This window comes from Larkinella ripae (assembly GCF_054780775.1).
In genome coordinates, this window is sequence record NZ_BAAGVR010000028.1 from 250088 (window position 1) to 273881 (window position 23794).

Sequence of the window (23794 nt, forward strand, 5' to 3'; positions counted from 1 at the left end):
AGTAGTGGTAAGATTAGGTTGAAAACCGACGTGTTGGCGTTCGTACGCGACGCAAACGATTCGACCTTGTCACCCAGCCTTCACCAGGGCGATAAAGTAACTCCAAAGACCAAACCGAAGCCACGCCCGATTTTCCTAAAGCAAAAACGGAATCAACATCTTTGTCCGTTTTTGATACGCCCGGTAGTCGGTTGGGAACAGGTCCAGCAGGCGGTTTTCTTCTTTTCGGGCGCTGTAGATAAAATAAGCGCCAAACAGCAGCAGCCAGATCAGCCACATGAATCCGGCGGTGACCAAACAGCCGAACATGGCCAGCAGAATGCCGGTGTAAATCGGGTGGCGGATGGTTCGGTAGGGCCCCGTCGTAACCAGATCCGGTTTTTCTTTCACCGACATCGGCATTCCCCAGTTACGGCCCAAATGCGTACGCGCCCAGATGGCAAAGGCGACACCGGCGGCACACAGTAAACAACCGATGGATTGCACAACGGAATGAACCGGAAAAACCGGGTAGTCGGCTAACCAACGGACGCTGAAATGAATAACCATTGAAATGACGACCGCAACCACCATCACCAGCCGCGTGAAAGAGCGCTCGGAGGGGTTCGTTGCAGGCAAGGTTTGTTTGGCTTTTTGGCTGAGGAAAAGCCAGACACTGAAAAAAACAAACCAGCAAAGCAAAATGAACAGGTTATACATTCCGGGGCACGCGTTGAAAAGGGCGTTCAGTAGAAACGAATGAGCCGGTTTTCTGTTCGGGGGCCCATCTCAAAACCGGATGTGGCTAAGACCCGGTTTTGAGGGTAAGCGAAAGAGTTGCTCCGACGAGCCGGTTTTTTGTACGAACCGGCTCGGCTTAAAACGTAAACCGGTAGCGCGTAAGCGGTTTTACCGTGACGTCATACGCGCTGCTCAGACTCAGTTGCTGGGCATACGCCCCGTAATACCGCACCAAAAAAGACTGGCGGCCCGACTCGGTGTTCAGGGTCAATGAATTGTGCTCATTGAGAAGCCGCATCGGCGGGTTGCCGTCCTGTACGTTCCAGGCAATGTGTCCGGTAAAGGTTTTCAACAGGGTTTCGGTTTTCGTTACCGGGTCATACCGAAACAGTTTGGTGATGCGGATCAACTGGCCGTTCACGGTTTTGTCGTTCAGGCAGGAAGCAAAAATCACCTGCCCGTGTCTGACCGACTGAAACGGCGTTACCGTCGGCAGATACTCCCACTCCACGCCGTCGGGAAGATGAATCGGGCTGCCGAGGCTGGTCGAGGGTTCTGGTTTTGGCAACGGGTTAGTGGGGGTGATTGTGACATCGGGCTGCTGACAAGCCAGGACGGCCCAGCTTACACCGAGTGCCAGAATGATTTTTTTCATGGTGTGATGCGTGAATTGTTGGTATGCAGCCGTAAAAATAACCGCAGCCCGTCACCCGCCGGGCCACGGGCCGGGATGAAAGGCGGTTTTGGGCGACCCAAATCCGGTAGAAAAAGGCTCAATGAGGAAACGGAGCGGCTCTAAAATGCGTACGTAACTACCAGCCCGCGCTGTCCGCGGCCCCCCAAGGCGGGCTGGAACGACAAGGCCCGGTTTTTGGACCGGATGCGGTGCAACGCCGGAATGCCGATGCCGCAGGCCGCGCCCAGCACGAAGCCCGTCAGCACATCGGTTCGGAAATGCTTGCCGGCCTGCATCCGGTTAACGCCAACCAGAACCGGCGGCACCGCAGCCGCCGTAAATAGGGCAATTCGTTTCCAGCCCCGGATGCGGTAGAAATCCGTCAGGATTTTGGCCCCGAAAAAGGTCGCCGTACTGCTGAACGCGACGTGGCCGCTGTAAAAGGAATTGGTTTTGGCGTTGCCGGTTTTTTCGGAAAGCGGCACGGCCGGATTATAAACCAGGGGCCGGGCCCGCCGGGTGGAAAAAGTGGTGGCAAAATACAGCAGGTTGTTGGCGGCATGCGCGGTGGTGTACAACGTCAGCACATCCAGCGCTTCGTGCCGGACGCTTTTACTCAGCAGCAGCAGCAGGGGGCTGGCAATGGATAGATTCAGAAACTGGTCGGAGCGGTGCTGCGCTGCGTCAAACCGGGCTGGATCAAAATAAGCGACCGGCCGGTCAAAGGCGTTGATTTGAAGCGGGTTGTATTTCAAGACCTGATCGGCGGTCAGGCTGGCGTAGCGGTCCAGTTGCCGAAAACCGAAAATGGACGTACCGAGCACCGCCAGCGATCCCGACAGTTCATAGGCGCGATGGACGCGGTAGGGCGACGGGCTGAGCGGGTCCGACTGACCCGGCGAAACAAAGGACTGGGTGATGAGCAGCAACCCCATCAGGTATTTTTTCATGACTACGGTGCGAACGGGCTAACAAGTATACCACTTATTAGGCAATGGAGCGGTTGCGGAAGGGCAAGGATGCTCCCAATTTGAATTTCCTGCATTCCCCTATTGCTGTCTCCACTATTGAACGCCAGAACCTGACAATGGGGATGCGCCGGTTTACACGCTTGATAAACAATTTTCCAATGAAGATTGAGAACCATTGCCACACGGTTACGCGGCACTTCGTTTACGACACCTTCGGCTAGGTTCATAAGACGGTGCAGGGAAATCCGGTGATGGCAGCCAACCGATCGTTGATCTGACAGGTGGATAAATCCCAGACCGTAAACGTGATTTAATTGGTAAAAAAAGAAGATTTTATAGTAAAATAGTTAATTAAAAACAGGGCGTTCCTTGCGGATACGCCCTGCCTTTTAACGATAGATAAATTTCCGATAGCTAGAGGGCAATGCCGTCTAGCTATTTTGTTACCCCATTTATATGATCAATTACTAGTGTATACAATTTGTTCACTATTATTGTTTAGACCAATGAAAAACAGTATAAAGTTTGACTATAAAAAATCTGGTTTAGCTGGAAAATCGTCAGTCCAGCAGTTCACCAGAAAGAAAAGCCGCGAAGGCCTAAAAAATAATATTCCCCTGAGTCTCTACGCCTTGTTCCTTAGTTGATAAAATCAAAAGAACAGCTACTGGCAACTATTTCGACAAAAACCGGTTCTTACTCCTTGGTACACAGCCGTTTTAATACCATTCTTCCTGTTTAAAATGCCTTCCCATAAAAAGATTCTTTCCTTTTATCTGGATGGCGGTCAGTATGCTGCTTCTGAATGCCTGTTCGCCGGGTGAAGGAAGTGTCCAGGCGTTTAAATTAAGTAAGAAGTAATGCCCCGCATTCTGAACACCTCCTGGTATGTGGCCGGTGGGGAGCGGGGTGTACCCTCCCCAAATCATCCGGTTTTCCTGCTTTTCTTCCACCTTATAACGCATAATACGCGTACGGTTCGATCTTGTTCGGAATGAGGTCAAAACCGGTCATCGTCTTGATGTTTATTTCGATGTTGCGGGCGATGGTGGTCATCGCGGTATCGGTCGGGGTGGTTCCAAAAGGGTTCTGAAGTTGAATACCGCTTTTTTCGACCAGCAGAAAACCGCATGAAATAATCGTTACCAGCGGCACATCCAGGTAAAAAAGATCGGCCTCGAAACAGAACGGCAGGATCGCCGAAAACATGTAGATAAACAACTGAAGGTTGAAGGTGTACGTGCGCGGAAAAGGCGTATTTCGGATCCGTTCGCAGCGGCCCATCGAATCGGTCAGGTTGTTGAGTGTCGTGCTCAGGTGGGTCATCTGAAAATCCGTCAGTTGCCCTTCCCGGTACAACTGGCTGATTACCAACCCCTGTTCGACCAGGATCGCGTTCGGTACATTGTCGGCGGTTAGCAGCCGTTCAGCGGTTCCATCGGGCAGAAATTCGCGCAGCCGCCCGGCAATTTCCTGCCCCCGCAGGCTGTCACCGAGCACAAAACACCAGGCGCAATGGCGTTGCACAAACCCCTGAAGCAGCGGCTGCCGGTTGGAGCTGTCGGGCAGAAACATCTGCAACTGCCGGATAAAACTGCGGCTGTCGTTGACAATGGCGCCCCAGATGATGCGGGCTTCCCACCAGCGGTCGTAGGCCTGGTTGGAACGAAACGCGAGCAGCAGGGAAATACAGGAACCCAGCAACGTCGGAATGGCAATTGGAATGGTCAGGTACCGGAGGTGAAAGAAAAATTTGGCCAGCACCACCATATTGGCAAAAAGAAAGATCAGCAGGGCTTCCCGCCGAATTTTCCGGAATAGAAAGGTAAACGGAATCGGTTTTTCTAGTAACATACGGTTTTGATTGGAACCCTCATTACTAAAGAAAGCCAGACGACCGAAGTCACCTGGCTTTTTACTATCGCTTAAAAGACGGTTATTTTCTCAAACAGGTACTTTTCACGGTATCCCCGCCCTTCAGCGATTAACATATTCATAAAACCGCCCCCGTTAAAATTTGTTTCAGAAAATCGAAAATATTTTTTCAGTTCCGCATCCGGGGCGGTTTCAGGATGATTTAAAACTGTCTGAAGTAATACTTAAAAGGCTCTGAATTAAGAACGCTATGGCTTTGACGCAGGACCATGGCTCCTTTCGCGTTGTAATAATAGACCGAGTAAAGATGCGTTTTGGGTTGAATTTTTAGATACAACGAATTACTGTCATTGAGCAGGCTTTGGGGGGGCGTGCCCTGCCAGGCATTCCAGTCGAATGGCGTCGTAAACGTTTTTAAGTAGGTTTCCCGGTTTTGATTGTACGAATCACGGTCGTAGACGACCGCCCTTGTAATGGTTTCTCCGTTGGGGGCTTTGCGGCCAATGGCGGTGGAGTACAGCACCACTACGCCGTGCGTCGGCGACGGAAAGGGCCGGGGTTTTGTCGTAACCGGAATGGTCTGCCAGTCGATATCGTCCGGAATGGTTGGCGTAACGGTCAGGTTGGCGGTTGAAGCGGGTTGTGAGCCCGAATCGGAAACCGGAGCAATGGTGGCGTCCGGCTGTTGGCACGCGGTGGCCGACCAAACCAGGGCCAGCGCTAACATAAGCTTTTTCATGTGATTGTGTATTTGTTAGGTGTGTTTGATTGAACACGACAAAGGTAGCGGAAGCCCGAAGCCAGCGGAACGGGTGAAAGACCGCCGGGATGAAAAGGAAATCTGGCGGATTCAAAACGGGTCCGGAACCGTCCAATGAGCGAACGGTTGCTGGAATTTGGGGAACTACACTAAGTTTTTGCGGCAATTCGGTGGCGGATCGGTTGCAGAAGAAAACCACAGACCGATGGAAAAGACACGTAAAACCCGGAGCGATATTCAGATCGGAAATCTGGAAAAAAAACAGGGGCTGGCCCCCGGCACCATTCGCAACCCCGACGGAACCGACGCCCGCAGCGACAAGGAACTGGGGACGTTACTGATCGAATTTGGCGAGCTGCATCTGGGCCGGCAGAGGCCCATTCCGACCCCCGATTACCTGACGGTGATCCTGGTCACCCTGGATGCCGCAATCCAGCAGACCGCTGACGCCCGGCAGGTTGAGGTGCTCCTGGCGCTTCGGGCCCAGACCCAGACCGCCATCGACACGCTCGGTTAAATCGCGGACCGGATGAAAACCGCCGGCACACCCGCCGACAGGCAGCTTATTTCCGAAAACCGCCGGACCCGGTTTTTGGTTACAGAGGGATGATACTGACACCTTACTCCACCGGTTATGCCTGCATCAACCTGAGCCTTCAGGCCCAGAAGGTGACGACCAACCGGGGCATGATTAAAAAGACATTCGCCGAAAAGGGACTGGCCTATGCCTCCGAACTGGCGCTGAAAAACGTGCAGGATCTGCTGACCATCGTCGACTGGAACATCGAACACGGTTTTGGCCTGTTCCGGATTTCGTCGGATGTGTTTCCGTGGGCGTCGGAATACCGGATCTCGGACCTGCCGGATTTTTCGGAAATCCGGGCTACGCTGGAAACCATCGGCCGGCGACCCATCCGCCTGACTACGCACCCCGGCCCGTTCAATCACCTGGCGGGGGAGGGAAAGGTGCTGGACAATACCATCAAAGACCTGGAATACCAGTCGGAGATTTTTGATCTGATGGGTCTTAAACCGTCGCACTGGAACAAAATCAACATCCACGCGGGCGGCACCTACGGCGACAAAACAGCGACTTTGGCCCGGTTTGCGCGTCATTTTGGGTTGTTGTCCGAAAACCTGCGCGCCCGGCTGACGGTGGAAAATGATGACCGGGTCAGCCTCTACACCGTGGCCGATCTGGTGCCGGTGTACGAAGCCATCGGCACGCCCATTGTTTTCGATTATTTCCACCACTCGCTGAATCCCGGTTTTCAATCGGAAGAAGAAGCGTTTCTGGCGGCCTACGACACCTGGGATGTACGTCCGGTTTTTCACTACTCCGACTCGCGCCAGCAGCGGGAAGACCCCGGCGCCCGGCGCGAAGCCCACGCCGACTGGCTCTATTCGGCGGTGAATACGTACGGCAAAGAAGTTGATATTGTCTTTGAATCCAAAATGAAAGAACTCGCCGTGCTGCGGCTGCGGGGTGAGGAGCCGGTTATTCCGCCCGCCGTGCAGAAGCTGATGAAGCAATTACCGGAATAGGGCGTCGGCGGCAGCGGTTTTTCCAGATCGTGCCAATCTTGTGGCAATTGAAGCGTAATTTCTGGCAACTCAGTGAGAATCGGGTCGTTCCGGCCGGATTGCTGGGGTATTATTGTACTGTAACGGCTTAATAACGGGCCGGTTCAGAACCGTAAACAACACCATGAAATTACGACACTACCTGTTAATCGGTTGGGGCCTTGCCATGTCCCTCACCGCCTGTAAACACGATCAGGACCTGGTGAATCCCGAGAATCCCGACGAACCGGGCATTGAGCTACCGGACGAATCCGGCACCGAAACCAAAGTCGGCCAGCCGAAGGGAAACGCCACCAGCAAAACCATTGGTCCCGAAGGCGGCACCATCGCCACGGCCGACGGCAAAGCCACCTTGACACTGCCCGCCGGAGCCCTCGACAAAGCGACCAGCATTACGATTCAGCCCATTACCAACGAGAATCCGCACGGGTTGGGGCAGGCGTATCGGTTTTCGCCGGAAGGTCTGAAATTCAGCAAACCGGCGACGCTGACGTTTCAGTATGATGCGGCAAAAATGACCAGTGAGCGCGCCGAGAACTTTGGCGTCGCCTGCCAGCGCGACAACAAGGTGTGGTACGACATTGCCGGAAGCAGCGTCAACACCAGCCGCCACGAAATCAGCGTGCCGATGGAGCACTTCAGCGACTGGACGCCCTACGAGCTGGCGCAATTCGATTTTGCCGTCATTACGTCGGGCATCGGGCAGGGGTTTTCGCTGCAACCCGGGCAGTCGGTTGATCTCTACGCCGGTTTGCTGACCTACAACGCCAATTACCCCAAAGACGCGAAAGAAAAACCGCTCAAGCAGGCCCGGGGCTTCGGGGAGAACTGGAAACTGATTGGCGAAGGCACGCTGAAAGACCGCAGCGAAGGGGCCACCTACACCGCGCCGGCGCGGGTGCCGAAACAGAATCCGGTGCTCGTTACCACGGAGTTGACCTTTCCGGGCAAGAAATTCAAACTAATGCTGAGTCAGAAAATCTACATCGGCCTGGAGACCTATTTCGACCTGTCGGTCAACAATTTTCCGCGTGAGGTATCGAATTTTGCCACCACGATCATTGGGAAGGAGACGTATCTGAGCTGCGTGGTGGGCGACGAAACGCTGATGCTGCGGGTAGGCACGACGGATTTGGCGGTCGGTAAGTATCCGTTTTACAGCGGAGCTTCGAAAGAAAGCGAAACCAACAAAACCACGGCGGTTTTTGGGTTGCACGACCCCGCCGTTGAAAAACGCTGGATGAGCCACTACTACGACAGTTGCCCCGGCAAAAATGTAGCGTCGCCCGGCAGTGTTCAGATCGAGGAGGTGGAGTTCACAAACGGGAAGAAATTTGTGAAGGGCACGTTCTTTGCCATTGTCTACATGGCCGAAGGCGTTTGCAACAAAAACTGGAAACTGGAGCAGCAACCGCTGACGGGTTCGTTCCGGATGGAGGTTTTAAAACCCTGATGAGCCGTAAACTGCCCGGAACAGAGTCGACGGTTTACAGGTTCTTTCCGGGCAGTGATTTTCCGGCAAAACCGTCGTAATAGGCGACAGCATCGACCAGCTCATAAATCGTCAGTTTCTTTTTGGTCAGGTAATCCGGGAGTTTATCGGGCGTGCCGTCCAGCGCGTCCAGCAGCGATTTGCGGGACAAACCGACGCGCCGGAGCGGCTGGTCGTCGCGCTGAATAAAGAAACTTTTCTGGCGGTTGTAGGTGCCGTCGAAGGCCTGATCGAGCGTATACGGTTCTTTCTCGACCCGGCGCAAACTGCATTTATACTGGGCCAGTAACCGGATTTTTCCGGCGTACAGCACCCGGTAATACGTCCGGTCGCCTTTGCTGTTGAGCTGGCTCACGAAGTGGATATCGTTGATTGTGAAGGCGTCCGGCGTTACGGTTCGGATGACGGAATCGCCTTCAAACTGGCACAGCACCTGGCTGGTCAGCAGGTTGTAGGCGATCTGACACGAAATGGCGTTCCGGCGGTTTCCGAACTCCAGGCTCCCGTGCTGCCAAACCGGGTAGGTCAGGTATTCGCTGCCCAGGTAGACGGTTTGCGAGAGCGACTGTTTCCGGTCGGTTCGGTTGACCAGCAGGCCAAGGGGGGCCGTATAGCCCTGGCAAATGGTGACGACCCGCTTCTGTTTGTCTTCCGTTACCACGCACTGACCCTGGCTCTCAACGGCGAGAACCGTGAGCAAGCCAACGAGGATCCGCACACGCTTTGTCATTTTCATTTACGAACCAGTACCGACGGCGTTCTGCCCGGGCCGCCCGGTTTTCTTCCGTGCTCTAAGATACTCGTTTCTGGGGATTTTGGCGCGTTAATTTCTGCCAAACAAGATAAAACCGACCGTTAAAACCGCCTGGTGTTGGACCAGGCGCCGGAAAAGGCTTCCGGAGAAAATGGATTTGGGCCGGTTCCTCATTCATCTCGTCAAAACCGCCTTTGGTCGGGTGGAAACCCGGTTTGGGCTGATCAGCCAGCGTCGCTTCAGGTGGGCTTTCAAAACCGCCTACTTTTGGTCGTGGTACTATTAAATCCACAATCACACCATGAAAAAACTCGTTTTAACACTTGGCGTCGTTTGGGCTGCTCTGGCCTGCCAACCGCAGGATGCCACCGTTAGCCCCCTGAAAAAACCGGTGGGCGAGGCTCCGGAGCGGACCAACGGCACCCCGGCCAGCCTGCCGCCGGCCCCCCTGGACTTGCCGCCGGGAACGCAACTGATCCCGCTGCCGACTGCCACCCACGGCGTTTACTATTTTTACACCCGCGAACTCGGCCGAACGCATACGCGGTTTCATCACGTTACGATTTCCATTGATGGCAAGTACGCGGGAACACTGACCAAAAACGCCCCGGAAGGCATCCACGTTCCGGCGGTGAACACCTTGCCGGGCGGGGCGGTTGTCTACGCAAAAAAACAGCCGGGTTTCCATCCGATGACGTTTACGTATTACGGGGAAAAAGGCGACGTGCGGGCGAGCTATTCGACCGACCTGTATCCGTATAATCAGGATCCCAAAGAACTGCATGCCTGGGAGCTAATGGCCTATTCCGTCGCCAATCCGAACTACCACGCGTCGCTGTAAAGGGAATCGCTGAAGAACTCTAACGCTAAAAACCGCCTGTCGAAACCGGGCGGTTTTTTAGCGTCCGGAAACGGGAAAACCGAAACTATCGCAGCAGAGCGTCGAGCGCAGGAGCAAGCCGTGCCGGACTCCCGGCCAGTTCATCCAGGGCGTCCATCAGGGCTTCGCAAAAATTGAAAAACGCCAGCTTCTGCATCAGAAGCGCCGGCGGGGTGGCGGTTTGGTAATGCCCTTCTGACAGAAGCCGCTCAACAAACGGGCGGCCCAGTTCGTCGTACACGTACTTGAGGTCCAGGTCCGGATCACCGATGGCCACGTCGCCAAAATCAATTACACTTTGGGGCCAGCCCGTTGCCGGATCGCACAGAATATGATCCGAACTAAAGTCGTCGTGAATCAGTCGGTTGGGGTATTGAAAATGCAGCGGGTTGCCCAAATACGCCCGAAACCGCTCATCGATGCGGTTTCGTTGGGAAGGAGCAAGAAAAGGATAAAGATCCGTTTGAAGTTCCTCATAATCCGTTTGGTAGTCTTCCTGCGAATGGTGAATTTCGACACCCAACCGGATTGCCTGCTCGACATCGAACCGGTGCAGTTCCGTTAAAAAACCGCCGATCAATTGCAGGGTTTTGGTTTGATGCTCAGGTGATTGCTGACCAAAGTCGGTTTCGTTCCACGTACGACCGGGTAGCAGCGGATAGCCCGCAAACGGAAGCCGGTTTTCGGGATTGGTGCCCACGAACTGAACATTGGGCACCCGGAGGGGCAGGTGCTGCAAATGGGGCAAAAGTGCCAGCTCGCGGGTCAGATGCCGGGCCACCTCGGCGCGTTTCGGAAAGCGAAAAATGAACTGATCATCAACCAGGTAAGCCCGGTTGTCCATCCCTTCGCCCAGAAACCGGGCGGTTTTAAATGCCTGGTCAGGAAACGCACGGGCTAGAATGTCAAGGACGGATCGGGGGCTCATCAGGCTGCTTGTTTCGACTCAAAATACTTGAAAAGGAAGCTCTTTCATCGTTTAAAGTTGCTCAAAAACCGCCTGAAATCCGTACCAGGCCGCCGACAATTTTTCGGAAAACCGGTGAAATACGAAACCGGGCTGACAAGCGTATTTAAGTAAACCATGGACTTAATGAACACGAAGCTCACTCAATACTTTTTGGTGGTAGCGAGTGTCTTTTTTCCGGGCATCGCAACGCTTGCTCAGGAAAAACCGCGGATCGGTCTGCTGCTGGGGGGTGGCTATCCATTCCAGAAAATAAACGTCCTTGAGTATCGATCCCTTGGGAGAACCCGCTTTATTGGATTTGATTTTGCCCCACCGTTTCGCGTCGGCGTTAATTTTGAGAAGCGGTATGCCGGTCGGTTAAACCTGGGGTTCGATCTGAGTTATTTAGTAATGCGGCAGTCCATAAAAAATTCGGACCGGAAAGTGGTGATGCGCAACTATTACGACTATTCGGTGCTTTCTCCGTACCTGAAGGTAGATCTGGTGAAGCGGACGTCGCTTTCCATCGGGCCGGATGTCGCTTACCTGCTTTCCTTTCGTCCTGTTAATCCTCAACTGGCTGCCAATCCGATTCCGACGGCTCCGTATATTCCCACGAAATTAGTGACTTCGTTGGTTGCTAAAGCGCATTTTGAGCCCATTGATCGGCTGGAAGTCCAGTTGGGTTATTACTACAGATTGACCAATTTCAGCGAATTAAGTCCAATCGGTCCCCGCCCGACGGCGCTGTTTTACAGCAATTACCTCCAGCTGGGTATCAAATACGGAGTGTTCAAAAACCGGGAGAAGTTGCAAAACGATTGGCCGTGATTCGTTTGGACCCTTAAAAGAAAACCGTGCCGGTCATCCCGGCACGGTTTTGCTGTCAAGAAAATTTCGACCACCGGCAGATCATCAGTATTTCCGGTTTTTCCGGTGCGCCACCACCTGTTTGGCCATTTTACCAAATTGGCGTTCCGTGCGTTTTTTGTCCGTTGCACTGGTCTGATAATGAGCCTGTTCCCGGGCCAGTTTTTGGTGACTGCGGTATACCGAAGCGGGCAGTTCGCCGGTTTCCAGGGCTGCGATGACGGCGCAACCCGGTTCGTGTTGGTGGGTGCAATCGTCAAACCGGCATTGTAAGGCCAGTTCCGCCAGGTGCGGATGGTTCACCGAAACTGGTGCATCTTCCTCCAGCGTTACCCCGAATTCGCGCATGCCCGGGGCATCGATGATCAGGCTGCCCGACGGCAGCAGCACCAGGTTCCGAACGGTGGTCGTGTGCCGACCCTTGTAATTCGCCGTGCTGACGGGACCTTCCCGCTGCAACCGATGGCCCAGCAGGGCGTTCAGCAACGTGCTTTTGCCGACGCCCGACGAGCCCAGAAAAACATAGGTTTTCGCCGGTTTCAGAAACTGCGCAGTCCACTCGTCCAGACTGTTCGGATCGAAGGCGCTGGTCAGTAAAACCGGGCTTTCGTACCCCAGTGCCCGCACCTGCTGGCGGTACGCTTCCGGGTCGGCTACCAGATCTTTTTTGTTCAGAACCACGATGGGCGCGATGTGGCATTGCCGGATTTGCTGCTGGTAGCGTTGTAAGCGCATGAGGTTGAAATCCCGATCCAGCCCCTGCAGGATAAAAGCCGCATCGATATTGGCCGCCATGACCTGCTTCTGGCTGCTTTTTCCGGGCGATTTTCGGGCTAATTCGTTCTGCCGGGGCAACACCGCCGTGATGATGCTCAGTTGATCGTAGGGCCTGAACACCACCCAATCGCCCACTTTGGGCAGGTCCCAGGTTTCGGTGCTGTTCAGTAAGGCGCCGGATACGGTCGCTTCAAGGGTGCCCAATCGGCTGATGAGGGTATGCTTAAATCCCTCAATGGTCAAAACCCGACCGGGTTCCAGTCCCGGGGTGCGTTGAGGATTGTACTGGTTTTCAAAGTGGATATTCCATCCGTAGGATTGCAAGATGTCCATTGCTAAAATTGTCGAATGCCAGGGCCGTACGAAACCGGTTTGCAGTTCGCAGGCAGCTTGAGTGAATGAAAAGGAATGGCAAACAGAAAGGACGCAGTGAACCCGTTAAAGCCGGAAAATTGCTTTAAGAAGGGCCTGCGCTAAGCGACAATCTCGGCCAGGGGGCAATATGAAGGAGCAGACGGTGCCATCGGGACAAAGGTAACGGTTTTTTTGTAAATACCAGAAGACCAAAACGTTGACATACTGGAAAATGCCGAAAATCAACCCCTTGCCGGTTTTGGCCCGGGGTCGAAAACCGCCGGGAAAGCCCGTTGCCTCCTTTAATAGCCGGTTTTTGGCGCAATTTTGTAACTTGTTCGGCGAAATGTGTATACAAAGCGAGCGACCACATTCGGACTGTCCTGACCCTTATGAAATTCATCCTGCCCCTTTTGTTTTTACTGTTCGGCGGAGCCGTGACCGACGCCCAAACTCCCAAACTTGACAGCCTGGACCGTTTGATTGCCAAAGCCACGACGGATACGGCGCGAATTAACCGGGTAACCACCAAGATTAGTCTGTTAAGCGAAGTCAACATTGATTCGGCGCTCAGCCTGAGTCTGCGGACCGTTGAAAAGGCAAAGCAGATTGGTTACAAATCGGGGGAAGCGATGGCCCGTCTGCTGGCCGCCCAGAATTACAACTACAAAGGCGAGTTTGCAACGGCGCACCAGTACCTGAAAGTGGCTGAGTCGATGTTTGTCGCCCTGAACGATTCGTCCCGAATTCAGAAAGTGTACAATACGTTCGGGGCGATGTACGGCATGCAAAGCAAATACGACAGTTCGATTAGTTACTTCGAAAAAAGTGCCGCCATCGCCAAACAGCTCAATAACCGCGCGGTTTTGGGGACGATCTATTCCAACCTCGGCGCTTCGTACCAGATGCTGTCCAACCTACCGCAGGCGCTGCATTACCAGCAACTGTCCCTCACCATTGCCGAAGCCGAGCAGGACCGCAACGGCCAGGCCTACAGTCTGGTCAATCTGGCCAATACGTACAAATTGTTGCGGGACTGGAAAGGGGCCGAGCAGCGCTTCCAGCGGGCCATCCGGCTGGCGCAGCTGGAAGGCATCAAAAACGTGGAGTTATACGCCTACAGCAACCTGGCCGCGATGTACACCGAAACGAACACGCAGCAAAAAGCCTATGAGTTTGCCCTGAAAGCCGCCAACCTGGCCCGGGAAATGGGCGATCCGGGCATCGAAGCGACCAGCCTGTCACGAGCCGCGACCAACCTGGCGAACCTTAAGCGGTTTGGCGAAGCAGAGAAGCTGAACCGGCAGGCGATGGGCATTGCCGACGCTTCGCGGCAACCGCTCAACATCCACCAGACCTACTCGGCCATGGGCAGCATTCTGAAGATGCAGAACAACTGTGCAGCCGCCATTCCTTATTACGAGAAGAGTTTTGAGGTGATGAAAGAGGCCGATATCTACGACGAGCAGACGGGGATCATTTACAGGGAATTGTCGAACTGCTACGAGGCTGTCGGCAATTACCGCCGGGCGCTGGCTACCTACAAAACCGCAGCCGCCATTACCGATTCGATTCGCGGCAAGGAAAACGTTCGCAAAACCACCGAGCTAACGATGACGTATGAGTTCGAGAAAAAGCAGCAAACCGCCCGCGTCGAACAGCAAAAAGAAAATGAACTGGCCCGCACCCGCCAACGGGCCCTGCTGGCTGGTATGGGCCTGATGCTGGGTTTGGCCGCAGTTTCGTTTTACGCCTTTCGCACCAAACAGAAAGCAAACGGCCTGCTGCAACAACAGAAAGAAGAACTGGAACGAACGCTCGGCCAACTGCAATCCACGCAGTTGCAATTGATTCAGTCGGAGAAAATGGCCTCGCTCGGTGAGCTGACGGCCGGAATTGCCCACGAAATCCAGAACCCGCTGAATTTTGTCAACAACTTCTCGGAAGTCAGTACGGAACTAGTCGAGGAGTTGAAAGAAGGGCCGATCCGGGCCGTTGCCGAATCGGAGCGGGGGTATGCCACCGAAATTCTGGGTGACCTGACGCTGAATCTGCAAAAAATCAACCACCACGGCCGCCGGGCCGACAGCATCGTCAAGGGCATGCTGGAACACAGCCGGACGTCGGGCGGGGAGAAAAAACGGACGAATCTCAACGCTCTGGCGGACGAATACCTGAAACTGGCCTACCACGGTCAGCGGGCGAAAGACAAGGAGTTTCAGGTTGAGTTGATTACGGATTTTGAAGAATCCCTGAAACCGGTCGAGGTGATGCCCCAGGAGCTGGGCCGGGTGCTGCTGAACCTGTTCAACAACGCCTTTTACGCCGTGCGGGAAAAACAGAAAACCGCCTTGCCCGCGTATCAACCCACCGTAACGGTGCGCACGCGCCGGAACCGCGACCGGGTTGAAATTCAGGTAACCGACAACGGAATTGGCATTCCGGACGGGGTGCAGCAGAAAATTTTCCAGCCATTTTTCACAACCAAGCCCACCGGCCAGGGCACCGGTCTGGGTTTATCCCTGAGCTACGACATTGTGACCAAGGCGCACCAGGGCACCGTCGAGGTGCAATCAAAACCGGGGGAAGGTACGCAGATGCTGATTCGCCTGCCGGTGTGAGCGTTGACTGGCGGTTTCGATCAGCGCAAATTCACCCCGTGGTCGTTCGGGAAGTCCTCCCCACTCCAGATTTTCTGGGCGCTCCATTTCGCCGGGGCATCCGCCCAGAAGGGGTCCGTTGGGGGCAAACCGAGGGGCAGAAAGATGTTCGTTGCCAGGTACAGGCTGCCCTGGTTGTTGTAGACATCGGCCAGATCGGGCTGCGAACCATACAGGCCGATGGTCAGCCAGCCTTTTTCGTAGGTCGAAGGACTTTCCAGCGTCTTTCGGATTACGGCGGTCAGCGCCCCCCGCACCTGAGCCGGTTTCAGGGACTCGGGCAGGGTTTTCCGCCGGGCCACGTCCGCCAGGTGCTGAAAAACCGCCCCCCGGTACACAATCGAGCGCCCGGTGACCGGGAAGGTGCCGTCGGCGTTGATGAGTCGTTCCTGAAGGATGGCGTACCGCTCATTCCGCTTTTTGATTTTGGCAATCATGCCGTTGTAGGCCGTGGTTTTTTGGGCGATAATTTCCGTGATCGCGGCCAGATACGGGTGGATGACGTAACTGTTGTAGTAGTCGAAGGCATACGACGGTCCGTCCGAATACATGCCGTCGCCCACGTACCACTGCTCCAGTTGCTGCAAGGCGTAATCAACCCGCATGGGGTCCCAGTCGTAACCATACTGGCAGAGAAAAGCCTCATTAAGCGCCGAAAACAGCAGCCAGTTCGAAAAACCGGGTTTGTACCGGCGCGTACTTTTCAGGGCCTGCACCCAGCGTTCCTGATCGGTTTTGCTCAGGTTTTCCCACAGCCAGGGTGCCCGGATCAACCCGAGCGCGATAAAGGACGCATCGACCAGTTGCTGACCGCCGAGGTCAAACCGCATGTAATCCCTGGCCGTCGAATCCAGGGCGTTGGACAGCCCTTTGAGCGCCCATTGCCGGTACTGATTCCGGAGGGCCACCTCATCGGCACTGCCGCCCTCGCCCTGCAACCACGGCGCAATGCCGCTCAGCACCCGGCCCAGCACTTCAACGTACTGCACCTTGATGCGCTGCTCCCGGTTGTCGACCCGTTTGGAAACGATCTGGGGCATCGCAATTCGCAGGCTGTCGTGGGCCAGATTGTACAATACCGGCCTGACCATTTTATCCAGTTCGGTCAGCCAGAACGGGCGGTCGCTCAAGGGCGGAGTTTTTCGGGCAGCGGTTTTGCGCTGGGCCATCGCCGGCAGACTCCAAAAGGCAATCAGCAGACTGGCAAGAAGCCAGGTGGGGATACGGTTTTTCATTCTTTAAATGCGTATGTACACGGTTTGACGGGTTGGGGTTGAGCCGGACAGTGCGGACTCCGAAGCAGAAAAATAAGGAGCAGGCTGAAGGATCGCATGGGGGCCAACGGATGAAATGCAAGGACAAAGTAAAGAGGAATCCCGGATTTACGTCGTCCTCAACCGGGCGGTTTTCCAAAACAGAGGGAACGATTGCCAGAACCGGGTCGCCCTATCGCACCAGCTGCTCAACCAGCCGTTCCAGCGTTGGGGCCGCATCCTCACACAAGCCGGTGTGCATGGGCGAAGTTTGCACAATGGTGCTGCGGTTGGCGGCCAGCCAGCGAAATCGGGCCGCAATCGGCAGGTGCCCAATGGGACCGCCTTCGGACCGACCCGCGCAGATTTTCTGAAAAACCCGCAGCCGTTCCCGCAAATCCGGCAGATCAAGCTCACGGCAGAAAGCCCGCAGCCGGTCCTCGTTCAAGTCAAAAACCGTTTGCAGAAATCCCTGCGCCGGGCAGTACAAAATAACCCCCACATTCATGAATTCTTCGCGTTCGACGCGCGGGACTACGCGGATGACGGCGTACTCAAATACGTGCTTTGGCATGCTGCGCTTCCTTGACAAAGATTTCAGAATGGGCGAGTCGGGTTTCCAGAAAACCGGTGTACATCCGGCGTTTTTCTTCCACCGTCCCGGTAAAATCCTCACTGACGAGCCACGCATCGGGCACCAGATCGACAATGGACCGAATCAGGTCGGGCGTCAGAACCGGACGAAATTCGGCATCGACCGCTTCGATTTCAGTGGCCCAGGGCAGCAAAACGTGATCTTTGATGGCCGCAAACGGTTTTTTGGCCTGTTCTTCCCAGTTTTGCCCCGCGTGGTGGAAATACAGCGATGCGCCGTGGTCGATCAGCCACAGTTCGCGGTGCCACATCAGCATGTTGGTGTTGCGGGCGGTGCGGTCAACGTTCGTAATGAAGCAGTCGAACCAGACAATCTGCGACGCCAGCCGGGCGCTGACGGTATTCAAAACCGGGTCGAAAGTCGTGGCGCGGGACAAAAAATGCAGGCCCAGGTTCAGTCCTCCGCTCGCCCGCAGCAAATCCTGAATTTCTTCGTCGGGCTCGGTTCGGGCCATGGCCGGATCGAGCGTTGCAAACACAATTTCGGGAATTCTGAAGCCCAGTGCGCGGGCCAGCTCTCCGGCAATCAGTTCGGCAATAAGCGCCTTGACGCCCTGACCGGCCCCCCGAAATTTCAGGACGTACAGAAAGTCATCGTCGGCTTCGATAATGGCGGGCAACGAGCCGCCTTCGCGCAGGGGGGTCACGTAACGGATCACTTCGACCGTTCGGAGGTGGGGTTCGCGGGTACTCACAAGGCGTTTTCGATTAACAAAATTTGCTTCGTACGGGAAACAAATTTCCGGGTTCCAACGGGAATGGGCGGGAATTTAGGCCATTTTTTTGAGAAAACGGGCGCGATTTGCCGAATCGTTCCGTCAGGATAGGTGAAAAGCTTTACCTTTGCGCCAACGAACATTCTGCCAAAACCGCATGTCTGCCGAAACGACCGATCAGTTACCAACGCTCGAAACCGCCCGCAAACTGGGCCTCCTTCCCGACGAATACGACAAAATTAGTGTCATTTTGGGCCGTAAACCCAACTTTACCGAATTGAGTATCTTCTCGGTTATGTGGTCGGAGCACTGCTCCTATAAAAATTCGATTGTCTGGCTGAAAACCCTGCCGCGCGATTCGGAGCGGATGCTGGCCAAAGCCGGTGAAGAAAACGCCGGTCTGGTGGACATTGGCGACGGTTTGGCCTGTAGTTTCAAGATTGAGTCGCACAACCACCCCTCGGCCATCGAACCCTACCAGGGCGCGGCTACGGGGGTCGGCGGGATCAACCGCGATATTTTTACGATGGGCGCCCGGCCCATTGCGCAGCTCAACTCGCTGCGGTTCGGCAATCCGGATTTGCCCAAAACCCGGCGGCTGCTGAAAGGCGTCGTGAAAGGCATCGGCGACTACGGCAACGCGTTCGGGATTCCGACCGTGGGCGGGGAGATGTATTTTGACGACTGTTACAACGTCAATCCGCTGGTCAATGCGTTCTCGGCGGGAATTGTTGAAGTCGGGAAAGTCGCCAAAGCAACGTCCTACGGCGTCGGCAACCCGGTTTTTATTGTCGGTTCGGCCACGGGCAAGGACGGTATTCACGGGGCTACGTTCGCGTCGGAAGACATTTCGGACAAATCGACCGAGAAACTGCCGGCGGTTCAGGTGGGCGATCCATTCATGGAAAAACTGCTGCTGGAAGCCTCGCTGGAAATCATCGGAACGGGTTATGTGATTGGTATTCAGGATATGGGGGCCGCCGGGATCATCTGCTCGACCTCCGAAATGAGCGCCAAAGGAGAACACGGCATGATCATCGACCTCGATAAAGTGCCGACCCGCCAGCCGAATATGCAGCCGTTTGAAATCCTGCTGTCCGAGTCGCAGGAACGGATGCTGGTCGTGATCGAGAAAGGCAAAGAAGACGTTATTCAGGGTATTTTTGATAAGTGGGATTTGAACTGCGAGCAGATCGGCACCGTGACGGACACCGGTCGTTTGCATTTCTACCGCCACGGGGACCTGGTGGCCGACGTTCCGGCGCACGACCTGGTACTGGGCGGGGGCGCCCCGCAGTACCACCGCGAGTACCGCGAACCGGCTTATTTCCAGGAGTTTAAGAAATTCCAGATTTCGGAGGTGCCGGACGTAGACGCGGCTGAAATTCAGAAAGTTGCCAAACATCTGCTGTCGCACCCGAACATCTGTTCGCGCCGGTGGGTATACGAGCAATACGATTCGATGGTGGGAACGGCCAACCGGAGCACGAACGTGCCGTCGGATGCCGCCGTGGTCAACGTCAAAGGAACCGAAAAGTCGATTGTTATTACCGTCGATTGCAACAGCCGCTACGTGAACGCCGACCCGAATACCGGGGCCCAAATTGCCGTGGCCGAAGCCGCCCGGAACATCGTTTGCACGGGTGGTGATCCGCTGGCCGTGACCAATAACCTGAACTTTGGCAATCCCTACGTGCCGGAAGTGTACTGGCAGTTTGTCCAGGCCGTCAAGGGGATGGGCGAAGCCTGTCTGCGTTTTGCCACGCCGGTGACGGGTGGGAACGTCAGTTTCTACAACCAAAGCTCCGACGAAGGTCCGGTTTTCCCGACACCGACGATCGGGATGCTTGGTTTGATGGAAAATCCCGAAAACCGGACCACGCTCCGGTTTGGCCAAACCGGCGACCTGATTTATCTGGTGGGTCAGTCGAAAGACGACATTGCCTCCTCGGAATACCTGTATTCGTACCGGGGCGTGAAGGCATCACCGGCACCGGCTTTCGATCTGGAAGAGGAGTTTGCCTTGCAACAGGCCGTTAAAGAGTTGATTACAAACAAACTGGTTGTTTCGGCGCACGATGTTTCGGACGGTGGTCTGCTGGTAACGCTGGTGGAATCGGCGATGGCGGCCGATCTCGGATTCAGCATTCAAACGGACGGCGGTTTTCGGAAGGATGCGTTCCTGTTTGGCGAAAGCCAGAGCCGGGTCGTGGTGTCGGTTTCGCCGGGAAAACAAGCGGAATTGGAAGCGTTGCTCCAGAAAACGGCGGTTTCGTTCCGGTCGTTGGGTACGGTTTTGGCGGAGAATTTTGTCGTCGATGGGGAGACGATTTTGTCGGTTGCTGCCGCCAAAGACCTGTACGACAACGCCCTGAGCCGGAAACTGGAAGCGTGAGTTTATACGCGTATGGAAGCTACTTCAATCAATAAACAACTTTTTACGGTCGAGCAATATTTCAAGCTGGAACAAACCAGTGAGATTCGTCACGAATTTTATAAGGGACGCATGTATGCAATGGCGGGGAGTACGCTCCGCCATAATTTACTGGTTGATGCCGTAAAAGATTTGTTCAAAGCTCATTTTCGTCCTAAAGGGTGCGGAGTATACTCGGAAAGCGTCAAAGTTGAAGTCATCAAAGAGGGATATTATCCGTACCCTGATATAATCTTAACTTGTCACCCTTTTGATTTGCGTAGTCAATACATCATTCGGCAGCCAAGCCTGATTGTTGAAGTTTTGTCGAAATCATCGGTGGCAGCCGACCGGGGTTTTAAATGGCAGGAGTACCAAAAAATGTCGTCCTTACTGTATTATTTGCTAATTGACCAAGTGAAGATGGCCGTTGAGTTATTTGCGCGGGTCGAACATACTGATCAGTGGACGTATCAGGCTTTCTACAAGCTGAAAGACGTTGTGGTTTTTCCGAGGTTGGATTTTGAATTGACAGTCGGGGCTATTTACGAGGGCATTGATATGACGGTGGATGAGGGCGAGGACGTGCAGGAAGACGCATGAGCCAGCGCTATTTTATCCAGCTTTCGTACCGGGGGACGGCCTACAACGGCTGGCAGATTCAGCCCAACGGCATCACGGTCCAGGAGGTGCTTGAAGAGAAACTGAGTGCGATCCTGCGCGAACCCATCTCCATCATCGGCAGCGGCCGTACCGATGCCGGTGTCCACGCCGAACAGCAATTTGCTCATTTTGAGATCAATCGCCCGCTTGAACTGACGGATTCCTTTATTCATGCGCTGAATTGCATGTTGCCCCCCGACATTGCCATTCAGACCATCTTTCCGGTGGAACCCCGCGTTCACGCCCGGTTTTCGGCGGTTTCCCGCTATTACCAATACCGCATTCGGCGGCAGAAAAGCCCGTTTCTGGATCGGCTGCTCTACGTCTTCCGGCCCGATCTGGAGGTAGAGAAGATGAACGAAGCGGCCGCTTTGCTGTTTAAGTACGACGATTTCGAAAGTTTCAGTAAGGTACGGACGAAGGTTGCGCACTTCCGCTGCGACATTCACCGGGCGGAGTGGATGGCTGCGGGCGATCAGCTGACGTTCCACATCCAGGCCAACCGGTTTTTGTACGGCATGGTTCGTACGCTGGTCGGCACAATGCTGGAAGTGGGGCAGGGGCGGATGACGCTGGCCGAATTTGAGCGGATTCTGCTGGCCAAAGACCGCACGCAGGCCGGTCGGTCGGCGCCCGCCAGTGGCCTTTTTCTGGTCGAAGTGGGTTATCCACCGGGCCTTTTTGTAATAAAATGATGAATGATAAACGATGAGTGGTGAATTAAAGTTATTTTGGAAGGATTCATCGTCCACCGATCATCATTCATCATTCGAATACCGTGATTAACGAATTTCAGCAACTTATTCGGGCGTATCGAAAAACCGACTTTACCCAGCGGAAAGCCGCACTGGCGACGGTCGTTGGGTTGACGGGCTCAGGCTACCGCCGGCCGGGGGCTCGCATGTACATCACCGACGATGGCCAGTGGATCGGCGCCATCAGTGGCGGTTGTCTGGAAGGTGATGCCCTGCGCAAAGCCCGGGAAGTGATGCAGAGTCGCCAGGCACGTTTGGTCACGTATGACACGACCGACCCCGAAGGCGAAAACTTTGGCATCGGTCTGGGCTGTAACGGTATTCTGGACGTGCTGATTCAGGCCATCGACCCGGGCGATCCGGACAATCCGCTCGAAACGCTCGACCGGGTGATGCAGGAACGGCGGCCGCTGACGTTTGAAACGGCTCTGCCGGATGCGGCCGGGGTGTTTGTCGAAGAACTGAAACCCGATATTCAGCTGCTGGTTTTCGGGGGTGGCTACGACGCTGTGCCGCTGGTGCAACTGGCCAAACAGATTGGCTGGCGGGTGGTAGTAACCGACGATTGCGTGGCCCATCTGCAACCCCGACGCTTTGGCGTTGCCGACGAAATGCTGGCCGTTCAGCGCGACGACATCCGGCGGCAGATTCCGATCGACGGTTTTTCGGCGGCTGTCCTGATTTCCCACAATTTTAAATACGACAAGGCGGTTTTGCGGGAACTCCTGCAAACCGACATTCGCTACATCGGTCTTTTGGGGCCTAAAAAACGGGGTGATGCCTTGCTGGAAGAAGTGGCTGATGTCGTAAATCCGCAGGATGAAAACCGGCTTTTCTGGCCGGTCGGGCTGGATGTGGGGGCAGACAATCCGCAGGAAATTGCGTTATCAATTCTGGCGGAAATACAGGCGGTTTTCCGGAAAACAACGGCCCAGCCGCTGAAATTCAAGAATGCGCCCATTCACCAGCCGGTTCAATCTCTTAACGTAATTGCCGAAAACCGGTAAGGTTTCAAAACCTTACCGGTCTGAATCTTCTATGAACATCGCCATCATCATTTTAGCGGCTGGAACGGCTTCGCGACTTGATCACCAGCCCAAACAACTCATTAAGTGGGAAGGCCGGACCTTGCTCCGCCGGGTGGTCGATGCGGCTTTGGTCACGGCGTTTCGGCCGGTGGTCGTGGTCGTTGGAGCGCATAAAAACCGGCTTTCGCCCGAACTGGACGGCTTGCCTGTAACGGTTATCGACAACCAGCATTGGGAACAGGGGCTTTCCGCATCGGTCAAAACCGGGTTGGCGGCCGTGTATCTGACCCAGAAAAACATCGATGCGGTTTTGTTTTTACTCACCGATCAGCCTCACGTGACGACCGGTCTGGTCCAGCAGCTGGTGCAGGTGTATGAAGAAAGCGGCAAAGGCATTGTGGCTGCCCGTTACGGCGGTAGTCTGGGCGTTCCGGCCCTATTCGACCGCAAGTACATTCATGAACTCCTGAGCCTGGAGGGCGATTCGGGGGCAAAAAAAGTAATCCTCAACCACCCGGACGATTGCGCCGAAGTGGCGTTTAGCCAGGGTACTATCGATCTGGACACGATTGAAGACGTGCAGCGGTTTTTGGGTATTTAAACGCAATGAACCGGGCAACAGGTAAAACACTCAGGGATGGGCCGCACTGGCTTCTTCGAAAAGCCGCATTGCCAGCAGGCCATTCCCAACCGCTCCACCCGCCCGAATCGCTGCCGCAATGAACACGGTTTCCGCAATCTCTTCGCGCGTTGCTCCGGCTTCAACCGCGTTGTTGATGTGTGACTCAATGCAATAAGCGCATTGGGTTGTCAGGGCAACCGCCACGGACATCAATTCCCGGTATTTGATGGGGATAATGCCATCTTTTCGTTCTGCCGTGTGTTTGAGGTTCATGAAAGCGGCCGATTCCTGGGGAGCAGCCTTCAGCAGGGTATTGGTATAGGCGCGATCTTTCGGGGTCTGGTACTCAGCCATAGTATTTTCGAAAA

24 protein-coding genes are annotated in these 23794 nt (G+C 54.8%); 11 read left to right on the forward strand and 13 right to left on the reverse strand.

Going from position 1 to position 23794, the window contains the following annotated elements; translation table 11 throughout:
- Positions 1 to 135: 135 nt before the first annotated feature.
- The 6 genes from ACYVHX_RS22835 to ACYVHX_RS22860 form a co-directional block, all read right to left on the reverse strand.
- Positions 136 to 618 (reverse strand): methyltransferase family protein, encoded by a 483-nt coding sequence (locus tag ACYVHX_RS22835; RefSeq protein WP_460674011.1) that lies wholly within the window; start codon positions 616 to 618, stop codon positions 136 to 138.
- A gap of 238 nt (positions 619 to 856) precedes the next feature.
- Entirely contained in the window at positions 857 to 1375 is a 519-nt protein-coding gene (locus ACYVHX_RS22840; RefSeq protein ID WP_460674012.1) for a hypothetical protein, read from the reverse strand.
- 140 nt (positions 1376 to 1515) lie between these two features.
- Positions 1516 to 2346, reverse strand: coding sequence for a phosphatase PAP2 family protein (locus ACYVHX_RS22845; protein ID WP_460674013.1), 831 nt, complete (start codon positions 2344 to 2346; stop codon positions 1516 to 1518).
- A 740-nt stretch (positions 2347 to 3086) separates the two neighbouring features.
- Positions 3087 to 3332 carry a hypothetical protein gene (locus ACYVHX_RS22850; RefSeq protein WP_460674014.1) on the reverse strand — a complete coding sequence of 82 codons (246 nt, stop codon included), beginning with the start codon at positions 3330 to 3332 and terminating at the stop codon, positions 3087 to 3089.
- A complete protein-coding gene (locus tag ACYVHX_RS22855; protein WP_460674015.1) occupies positions 3322 to 4221 on the reverse strand; it encodes a bestrophin family protein in 900 nt (299 codons plus the stop codon). The genes ACYVHX_RS22850 and ACYVHX_RS22855 overlap by 11 nt, the downstream gene beginning before the upstream one ends.
- 223 nt (positions 4222 to 4444) lie before the next feature.
- A complete protein-coding gene (locus ACYVHX_RS22860; protein ID WP_460674016.1) occupies positions 4445 to 4981 on the reverse strand; it encodes a hypothetical protein in 537 nt (178 codons plus the stop codon).
- Positions 4982 to 5207: 226 nt separating this feature from the next.
- Between ACYVHX_RS22860 and ACYVHX_RS22865 the strand changes: the two genes are divergently transcribed.
- The 3 genes from ACYVHX_RS22865 to ACYVHX_RS22875 all read left to right on the forward strand — a co-directional run bounded on the left by ACYVHX_RS22865 (position 5208) and on the right by ACYVHX_RS22875 (position 8039).
- On the forward strand, positions 5208 to 5519 hold the full coding sequence (locus tag ACYVHX_RS22865; RefSeq protein ID WP_460674017.1) for a hypothetical protein: 312 nt from the start codon (positions 5208 to 5210) through the stop codon (positions 5517 to 5519).
- 89 nt (positions 5520 to 5608) lie between these two features.
- Positions 5609 to 6547, forward strand: a complete 939-nt coding sequence (gene uvsE, locus ACYVHX_RS22870; RefSeq protein ID WP_460674018.1) for a UV DNA damage repair endonuclease UvsE — start codon at positions 5609 to 5611, stop codon at positions 6545 to 6547.
- 163 nt (positions 6548 to 6710) lie between these two features.
- On the forward strand, positions 6711 to 8039 hold the full coding sequence (locus ACYVHX_RS22875; protein ID WP_460674019.1) for a hypothetical protein: 1329 nt from the start codon (positions 6711 to 6713) through the stop codon (positions 8037 to 8039).
- Positions 8040 to 8073: 34 nt separating this feature from the next.
- On the opposite strand, the gene ACYVHX_RS22880 is transcribed toward ACYVHX_RS22875, so the two are convergent.
- Positions 8074 to 8808 carry a hypothetical protein gene (locus tag ACYVHX_RS22880; RefSeq protein ID WP_460674020.1) on the reverse strand — a complete coding sequence of 245 codons (735 nt, stop codon included), beginning with the start codon at positions 8806 to 8808 and terminating at the stop codon, positions 8074 to 8076.
- A gap of 325 nt (positions 8809 to 9133) precedes the next feature.
- Between ACYVHX_RS22880 and ACYVHX_RS22885 the strand changes: the two genes are divergently transcribed.
- Complete coding sequence (locus ACYVHX_RS22885; RefSeq protein WP_460674021.1) at positions 9134 to 9673, forward strand: hypothetical protein; 540 nt, start codon at positions 9134 to 9136, stop codon at positions 9671 to 9673.
- An 85-nt stretch (positions 9674 to 9758) separates the two neighbouring features.
- On the opposite strand, the gene ACYVHX_RS22890 is transcribed toward ACYVHX_RS22885, so the two are convergent.
- The gene (locus tag ACYVHX_RS22890) at positions 9759 to 10640 is read right to left on the reverse strand and encodes a phosphotransferase family protein (protein ID WP_460674022.1); all 882 of its coding nucleotides are present in this window, start codon (positions 10638 to 10640) and stop codon (positions 9759 to 9761) included.
- A 165-nt stretch (positions 10641 to 10805) separates the two neighbouring features.
- Here ACYVHX_RS22890 and ACYVHX_RS22895 point away from each other — a divergent pair, with 165 nt between their 5' ends.
- Positions 10806 to 11492, forward strand: coding sequence for a hypothetical protein (locus ACYVHX_RS22895; protein ID WP_460674023.1), 687 nt, complete (start codon positions 10806 to 10808; stop codon positions 11490 to 11492).
- 84 nt (positions 11493 to 11576) lie between these two features.
- On the opposite strand, the gene rsgA is transcribed toward ACYVHX_RS22895, so the two are convergent.
- A complete protein-coding gene (gene rsgA / locus ACYVHX_RS22900; protein WP_460674024.1) occupies positions 11577 to 12641 on the reverse strand; it encodes a ribosome small subunit-dependent GTPase A in 1065 nt (354 codons plus the stop codon).
- Positions 12642 to 13054: 413 nt separating this feature from the next.
- Here rsgA and ACYVHX_RS22905 point away from each other — a divergent pair, with 413 nt between their 5' ends.
- A complete protein-coding gene (locus tag ACYVHX_RS22905; protein WP_460674025.1) occupies positions 13055 to 15283 on the forward strand; it encodes a tetratricopeptide repeat protein in 2229 nt (742 codons plus the stop codon).
- A 20-nt stretch (positions 15284 to 15303) separates the two neighbouring features.
- Here ACYVHX_RS22905 and ACYVHX_RS22910 read toward each other — a convergent pair whose 3' ends face one another.
- The 3 genes from ACYVHX_RS22910 to ACYVHX_RS22920 all read right to left on the reverse strand — a co-directional run bounded on the left by ACYVHX_RS22910 (position 15304) and on the right by ACYVHX_RS22920 (position 17924).
- A complete protein-coding gene (locus tag ACYVHX_RS22910) occupies positions 15304 to 16557 on the reverse strand; it encodes a DUF2264 domain-containing protein (RefSeq protein ID WP_460674026.1) in 1254 nt (417 codons plus the stop codon).
- Between the two features lie 211 nt (positions 16558 to 16768).
- Positions 16769 to 17149 carry a DUF3037 domain-containing protein gene (locus ACYVHX_RS22915; RefSeq protein WP_460674027.1) on the reverse strand — a complete coding sequence of 127 codons (381 nt, stop codon included), beginning with the start codon at positions 17147 to 17149 and terminating at the stop codon, positions 16769 to 16771.
- Positions 17130 to 17924 carry a HipA family kinase gene (locus ACYVHX_RS22920; protein WP_460674028.1) on the reverse strand — a complete coding sequence of 265 codons (795 nt, stop codon included), beginning with the start codon at positions 17922 to 17924 and terminating at the stop codon, positions 17130 to 17132. The genes ACYVHX_RS22915 and ACYVHX_RS22920 overlap by 20 nt, the downstream gene beginning before the upstream one ends.
- A gap of 178 nt (positions 17925 to 18102) precedes the next feature.
- Here ACYVHX_RS22920 and purL point away from each other — a divergent pair, with 178 nt between their 5' ends.
- The 5 genes from purL (at position 18103) to ACYVHX_RS22945 (ending at position 23405) form a co-directional block, all read left to right on the forward strand.
- Positions 18103 to 20340, forward strand: coding sequence for a phosphoribosylformylglycinamidine synthase subunit PurL (gene purL / locus ACYVHX_RS22925; RefSeq protein WP_460674029.1), 2238 nt, complete (start codon positions 18103 to 18105; stop codon positions 20338 to 20340).
- A 12-nt stretch (positions 20341 to 20352) separates the two neighbouring features.
- Positions 20353 to 20961 carry a Uma2 family endonuclease gene (locus ACYVHX_RS22930; protein WP_460674030.1) on the forward strand — a complete coding sequence of 203 codons (609 nt, stop codon included), beginning with the start codon at positions 20353 to 20355 and terminating at the stop codon, positions 20959 to 20961.
- The gene (gene truA / locus ACYVHX_RS22935) at positions 20958 to 21716 is read left to right on the forward strand and encodes a tRNA pseudouridine(38-40) synthase TruA (RefSeq protein ID WP_460674031.1); all 759 of its coding nucleotides are present in this window, start codon (positions 20958 to 20960) and stop codon (positions 21714 to 21716) included. The genes ACYVHX_RS22930 and truA overlap by 4 nt, the downstream gene beginning before the upstream one ends.
- 83 nt (positions 21717 to 21799) lie before the next feature.
- A complete protein-coding gene (locus ACYVHX_RS22940) occupies positions 21800 to 22783 on the forward strand; it encodes an XdhC family protein (protein WP_460674032.1) in 984 nt (327 codons plus the stop codon).
- Between the two features lie 31 nt (positions 22784 to 22814).
- Positions 22815 to 23405 carry a nucleotidyltransferase family protein gene (locus ACYVHX_RS22945; RefSeq protein ID WP_460674033.1) on the forward strand — a complete coding sequence of 197 codons (591 nt, stop codon included), beginning with the start codon at positions 22815 to 22817 and terminating at the stop codon, positions 23403 to 23405.
- A 30-nt stretch (positions 23406 to 23435) separates the two neighbouring features.
- Here the strand turns inward: ACYVHX_RS22945 and ACYVHX_RS22950 are convergent, their stop codons facing one another.
- Positions 23436 to 23780: a carboxymuconolactone decarboxylase family protein gene (locus ACYVHX_RS22950; RefSeq protein WP_460674034.1), complete on the reverse strand. Its 345-nt coding sequence runs from the start codon at positions 23778 to 23780 to the stop codon at positions 23436 to 23438.
- Between the last annotated feature and the right edge of the window lie 14 nt (positions 23781 to 23794).

What these genes read in the sequence shown, in the direction of transcription:
- ACYVHX_RS22840 (WP_460674012.1), bottom strand. Translation starts at nt 1,375, where the DNA reads ATGAAAAAAATCATTCTGGCACTCGGTGTAAGCTGGGCCGTCCTGGCT.
- ACYVHX_RS22845 (WP_460674013.1), bottom strand. Translation starts at nt 2,346, where the DNA reads ATGAAAAAATACCTGATGGGGTTGCTGCTCATCACCCAGTCCTTTGTT.
- ACYVHX_RS22850 (WP_460674014.1), bottom strand. Translation starts at nt 3,332, where the DNA reads ATGCGTTATAAGGTGGAAGAAAAGCAGGAAAACCGGATGATTTGGGGA.
- ACYVHX_RS22855 (WP_460674015.1), bottom strand. Translation starts at nt 4,221, where the DNA reads ATGTTACTAGAAAAACCGATTCCGTTTACCTTTCTATTCCGGAAAATT.
- ACYVHX_RS22860 (WP_460674016.1), bottom strand. Translation starts at nt 4,981, where the DNA reads ATGAAAAAGCTTATGTTAGCGCTGGCCCTGGTTTGGTCGGCCACCGCG.
- ACYVHX_RS22865 (WP_460674017.1), top strand. Translation starts at nt 5,208, where the DNA reads ATGGAAAAGACACGTAAAACCCGGAGCGATATTCAGATCGGAAATCTG.
- uvsE (WP_460674018.1), top strand. Translation starts at nt 5,609, where the DNA reads ATGATACTGACACCTTACTCCACCGGTTATGCCTGCATCAACCTGAGC.
- ACYVHX_RS22875 (WP_460674019.1), top strand. Translation starts at nt 6,711, where the DNA reads ATGAAATTACGACACTACCTGTTAATCGGTTGGGGCCTTGCCATGTCC.
- ACYVHX_RS22880 (WP_460674020.1), bottom strand. Translation starts at nt 8,808, where the DNA reads ATGACAAAGCGTGTGCGGATCCTCGTTGGCTTGCTCACGGTTCTCGCC.
- ACYVHX_RS22885 (WP_460674021.1), top strand. Translation starts at nt 9,134, where the DNA reads ATGAAAAAACTCGTTTTAACACTTGGCGTCGTTTGGGCTGCTCTGGCC.
- ACYVHX_RS22890 (WP_460674022.1), bottom strand. Translation starts at nt 10,640, where the DNA reads ATGAGCCCCCGATCCGTCCTTGACATTCTAGCCCGTGCGTTTCCTGAC.
- ACYVHX_RS22895 (WP_460674023.1), top strand. Translation starts at nt 10,806, where the DNA reads ATGAACACGAAGCTCACTCAATACTTTTTGGTGGTAGCGAGTGTCTTT.
- rsgA (WP_460674024.1), bottom strand. Translation starts at nt 12,641, where the DNA reads ATGGACATCTTGCAATCCTACGGATGGAATATCCACTTTGAAAACCAG.
- ACYVHX_RS22905 (WP_460674025.1), top strand. Translation starts at nt 13,055, where the DNA reads ATGAAATTCATCCTGCCCCTTTTGTTTTTACTGTTCGGCGGAGCCGTG.
- ACYVHX_RS22910 (WP_460674026.1), bottom strand. Translation starts at nt 16,557, where the DNA reads ATGAAAAACCGTATCCCCACCTGGCTTCTTGCCAGTCTGCTGATTGCC.
- ACYVHX_RS22915 (WP_460674027.1), bottom strand. Translation starts at nt 17,149, where the DNA reads ATGCCAAAGCACGTATTTGAGTACGCCGTCATCCGCGTAGTCCCGCGC.
- purL (WP_460674029.1), top strand. Translation starts at nt 18,103, where the DNA reads ATGTCTGCCGAAACGACCGATCAGTTACCAACGCTCGAAACCGCCCGC.
- ACYVHX_RS22930 (WP_460674030.1), top strand. Translation starts at nt 20,353, where the DNA reads ATGGAAGCTACTTCAATCAATAAACAACTTTTTACGGTCGAGCAATAT.
- truA (WP_460674031.1), top strand. Translation starts at nt 20,958, where the DNA reads ATGAGCCAGCGCTATTTTATCCAGCTTTCGTACCGGGGGACGGCCTAC.
- ACYVHX_RS22945 (WP_460674033.1), top strand. Translation starts at nt 22,815, where the DNA reads ATGAACATCGCCATCATCATTTTAGCGGCTGGAACGGCTTCGCGACTT.
- ACYVHX_RS22950 (WP_460674034.1), bottom strand. Translation starts at nt 23,780, where the DNA reads ATGGCTGAGTACCAGACCCCGAAAGATCGCGCCTATACCAATACCCTG.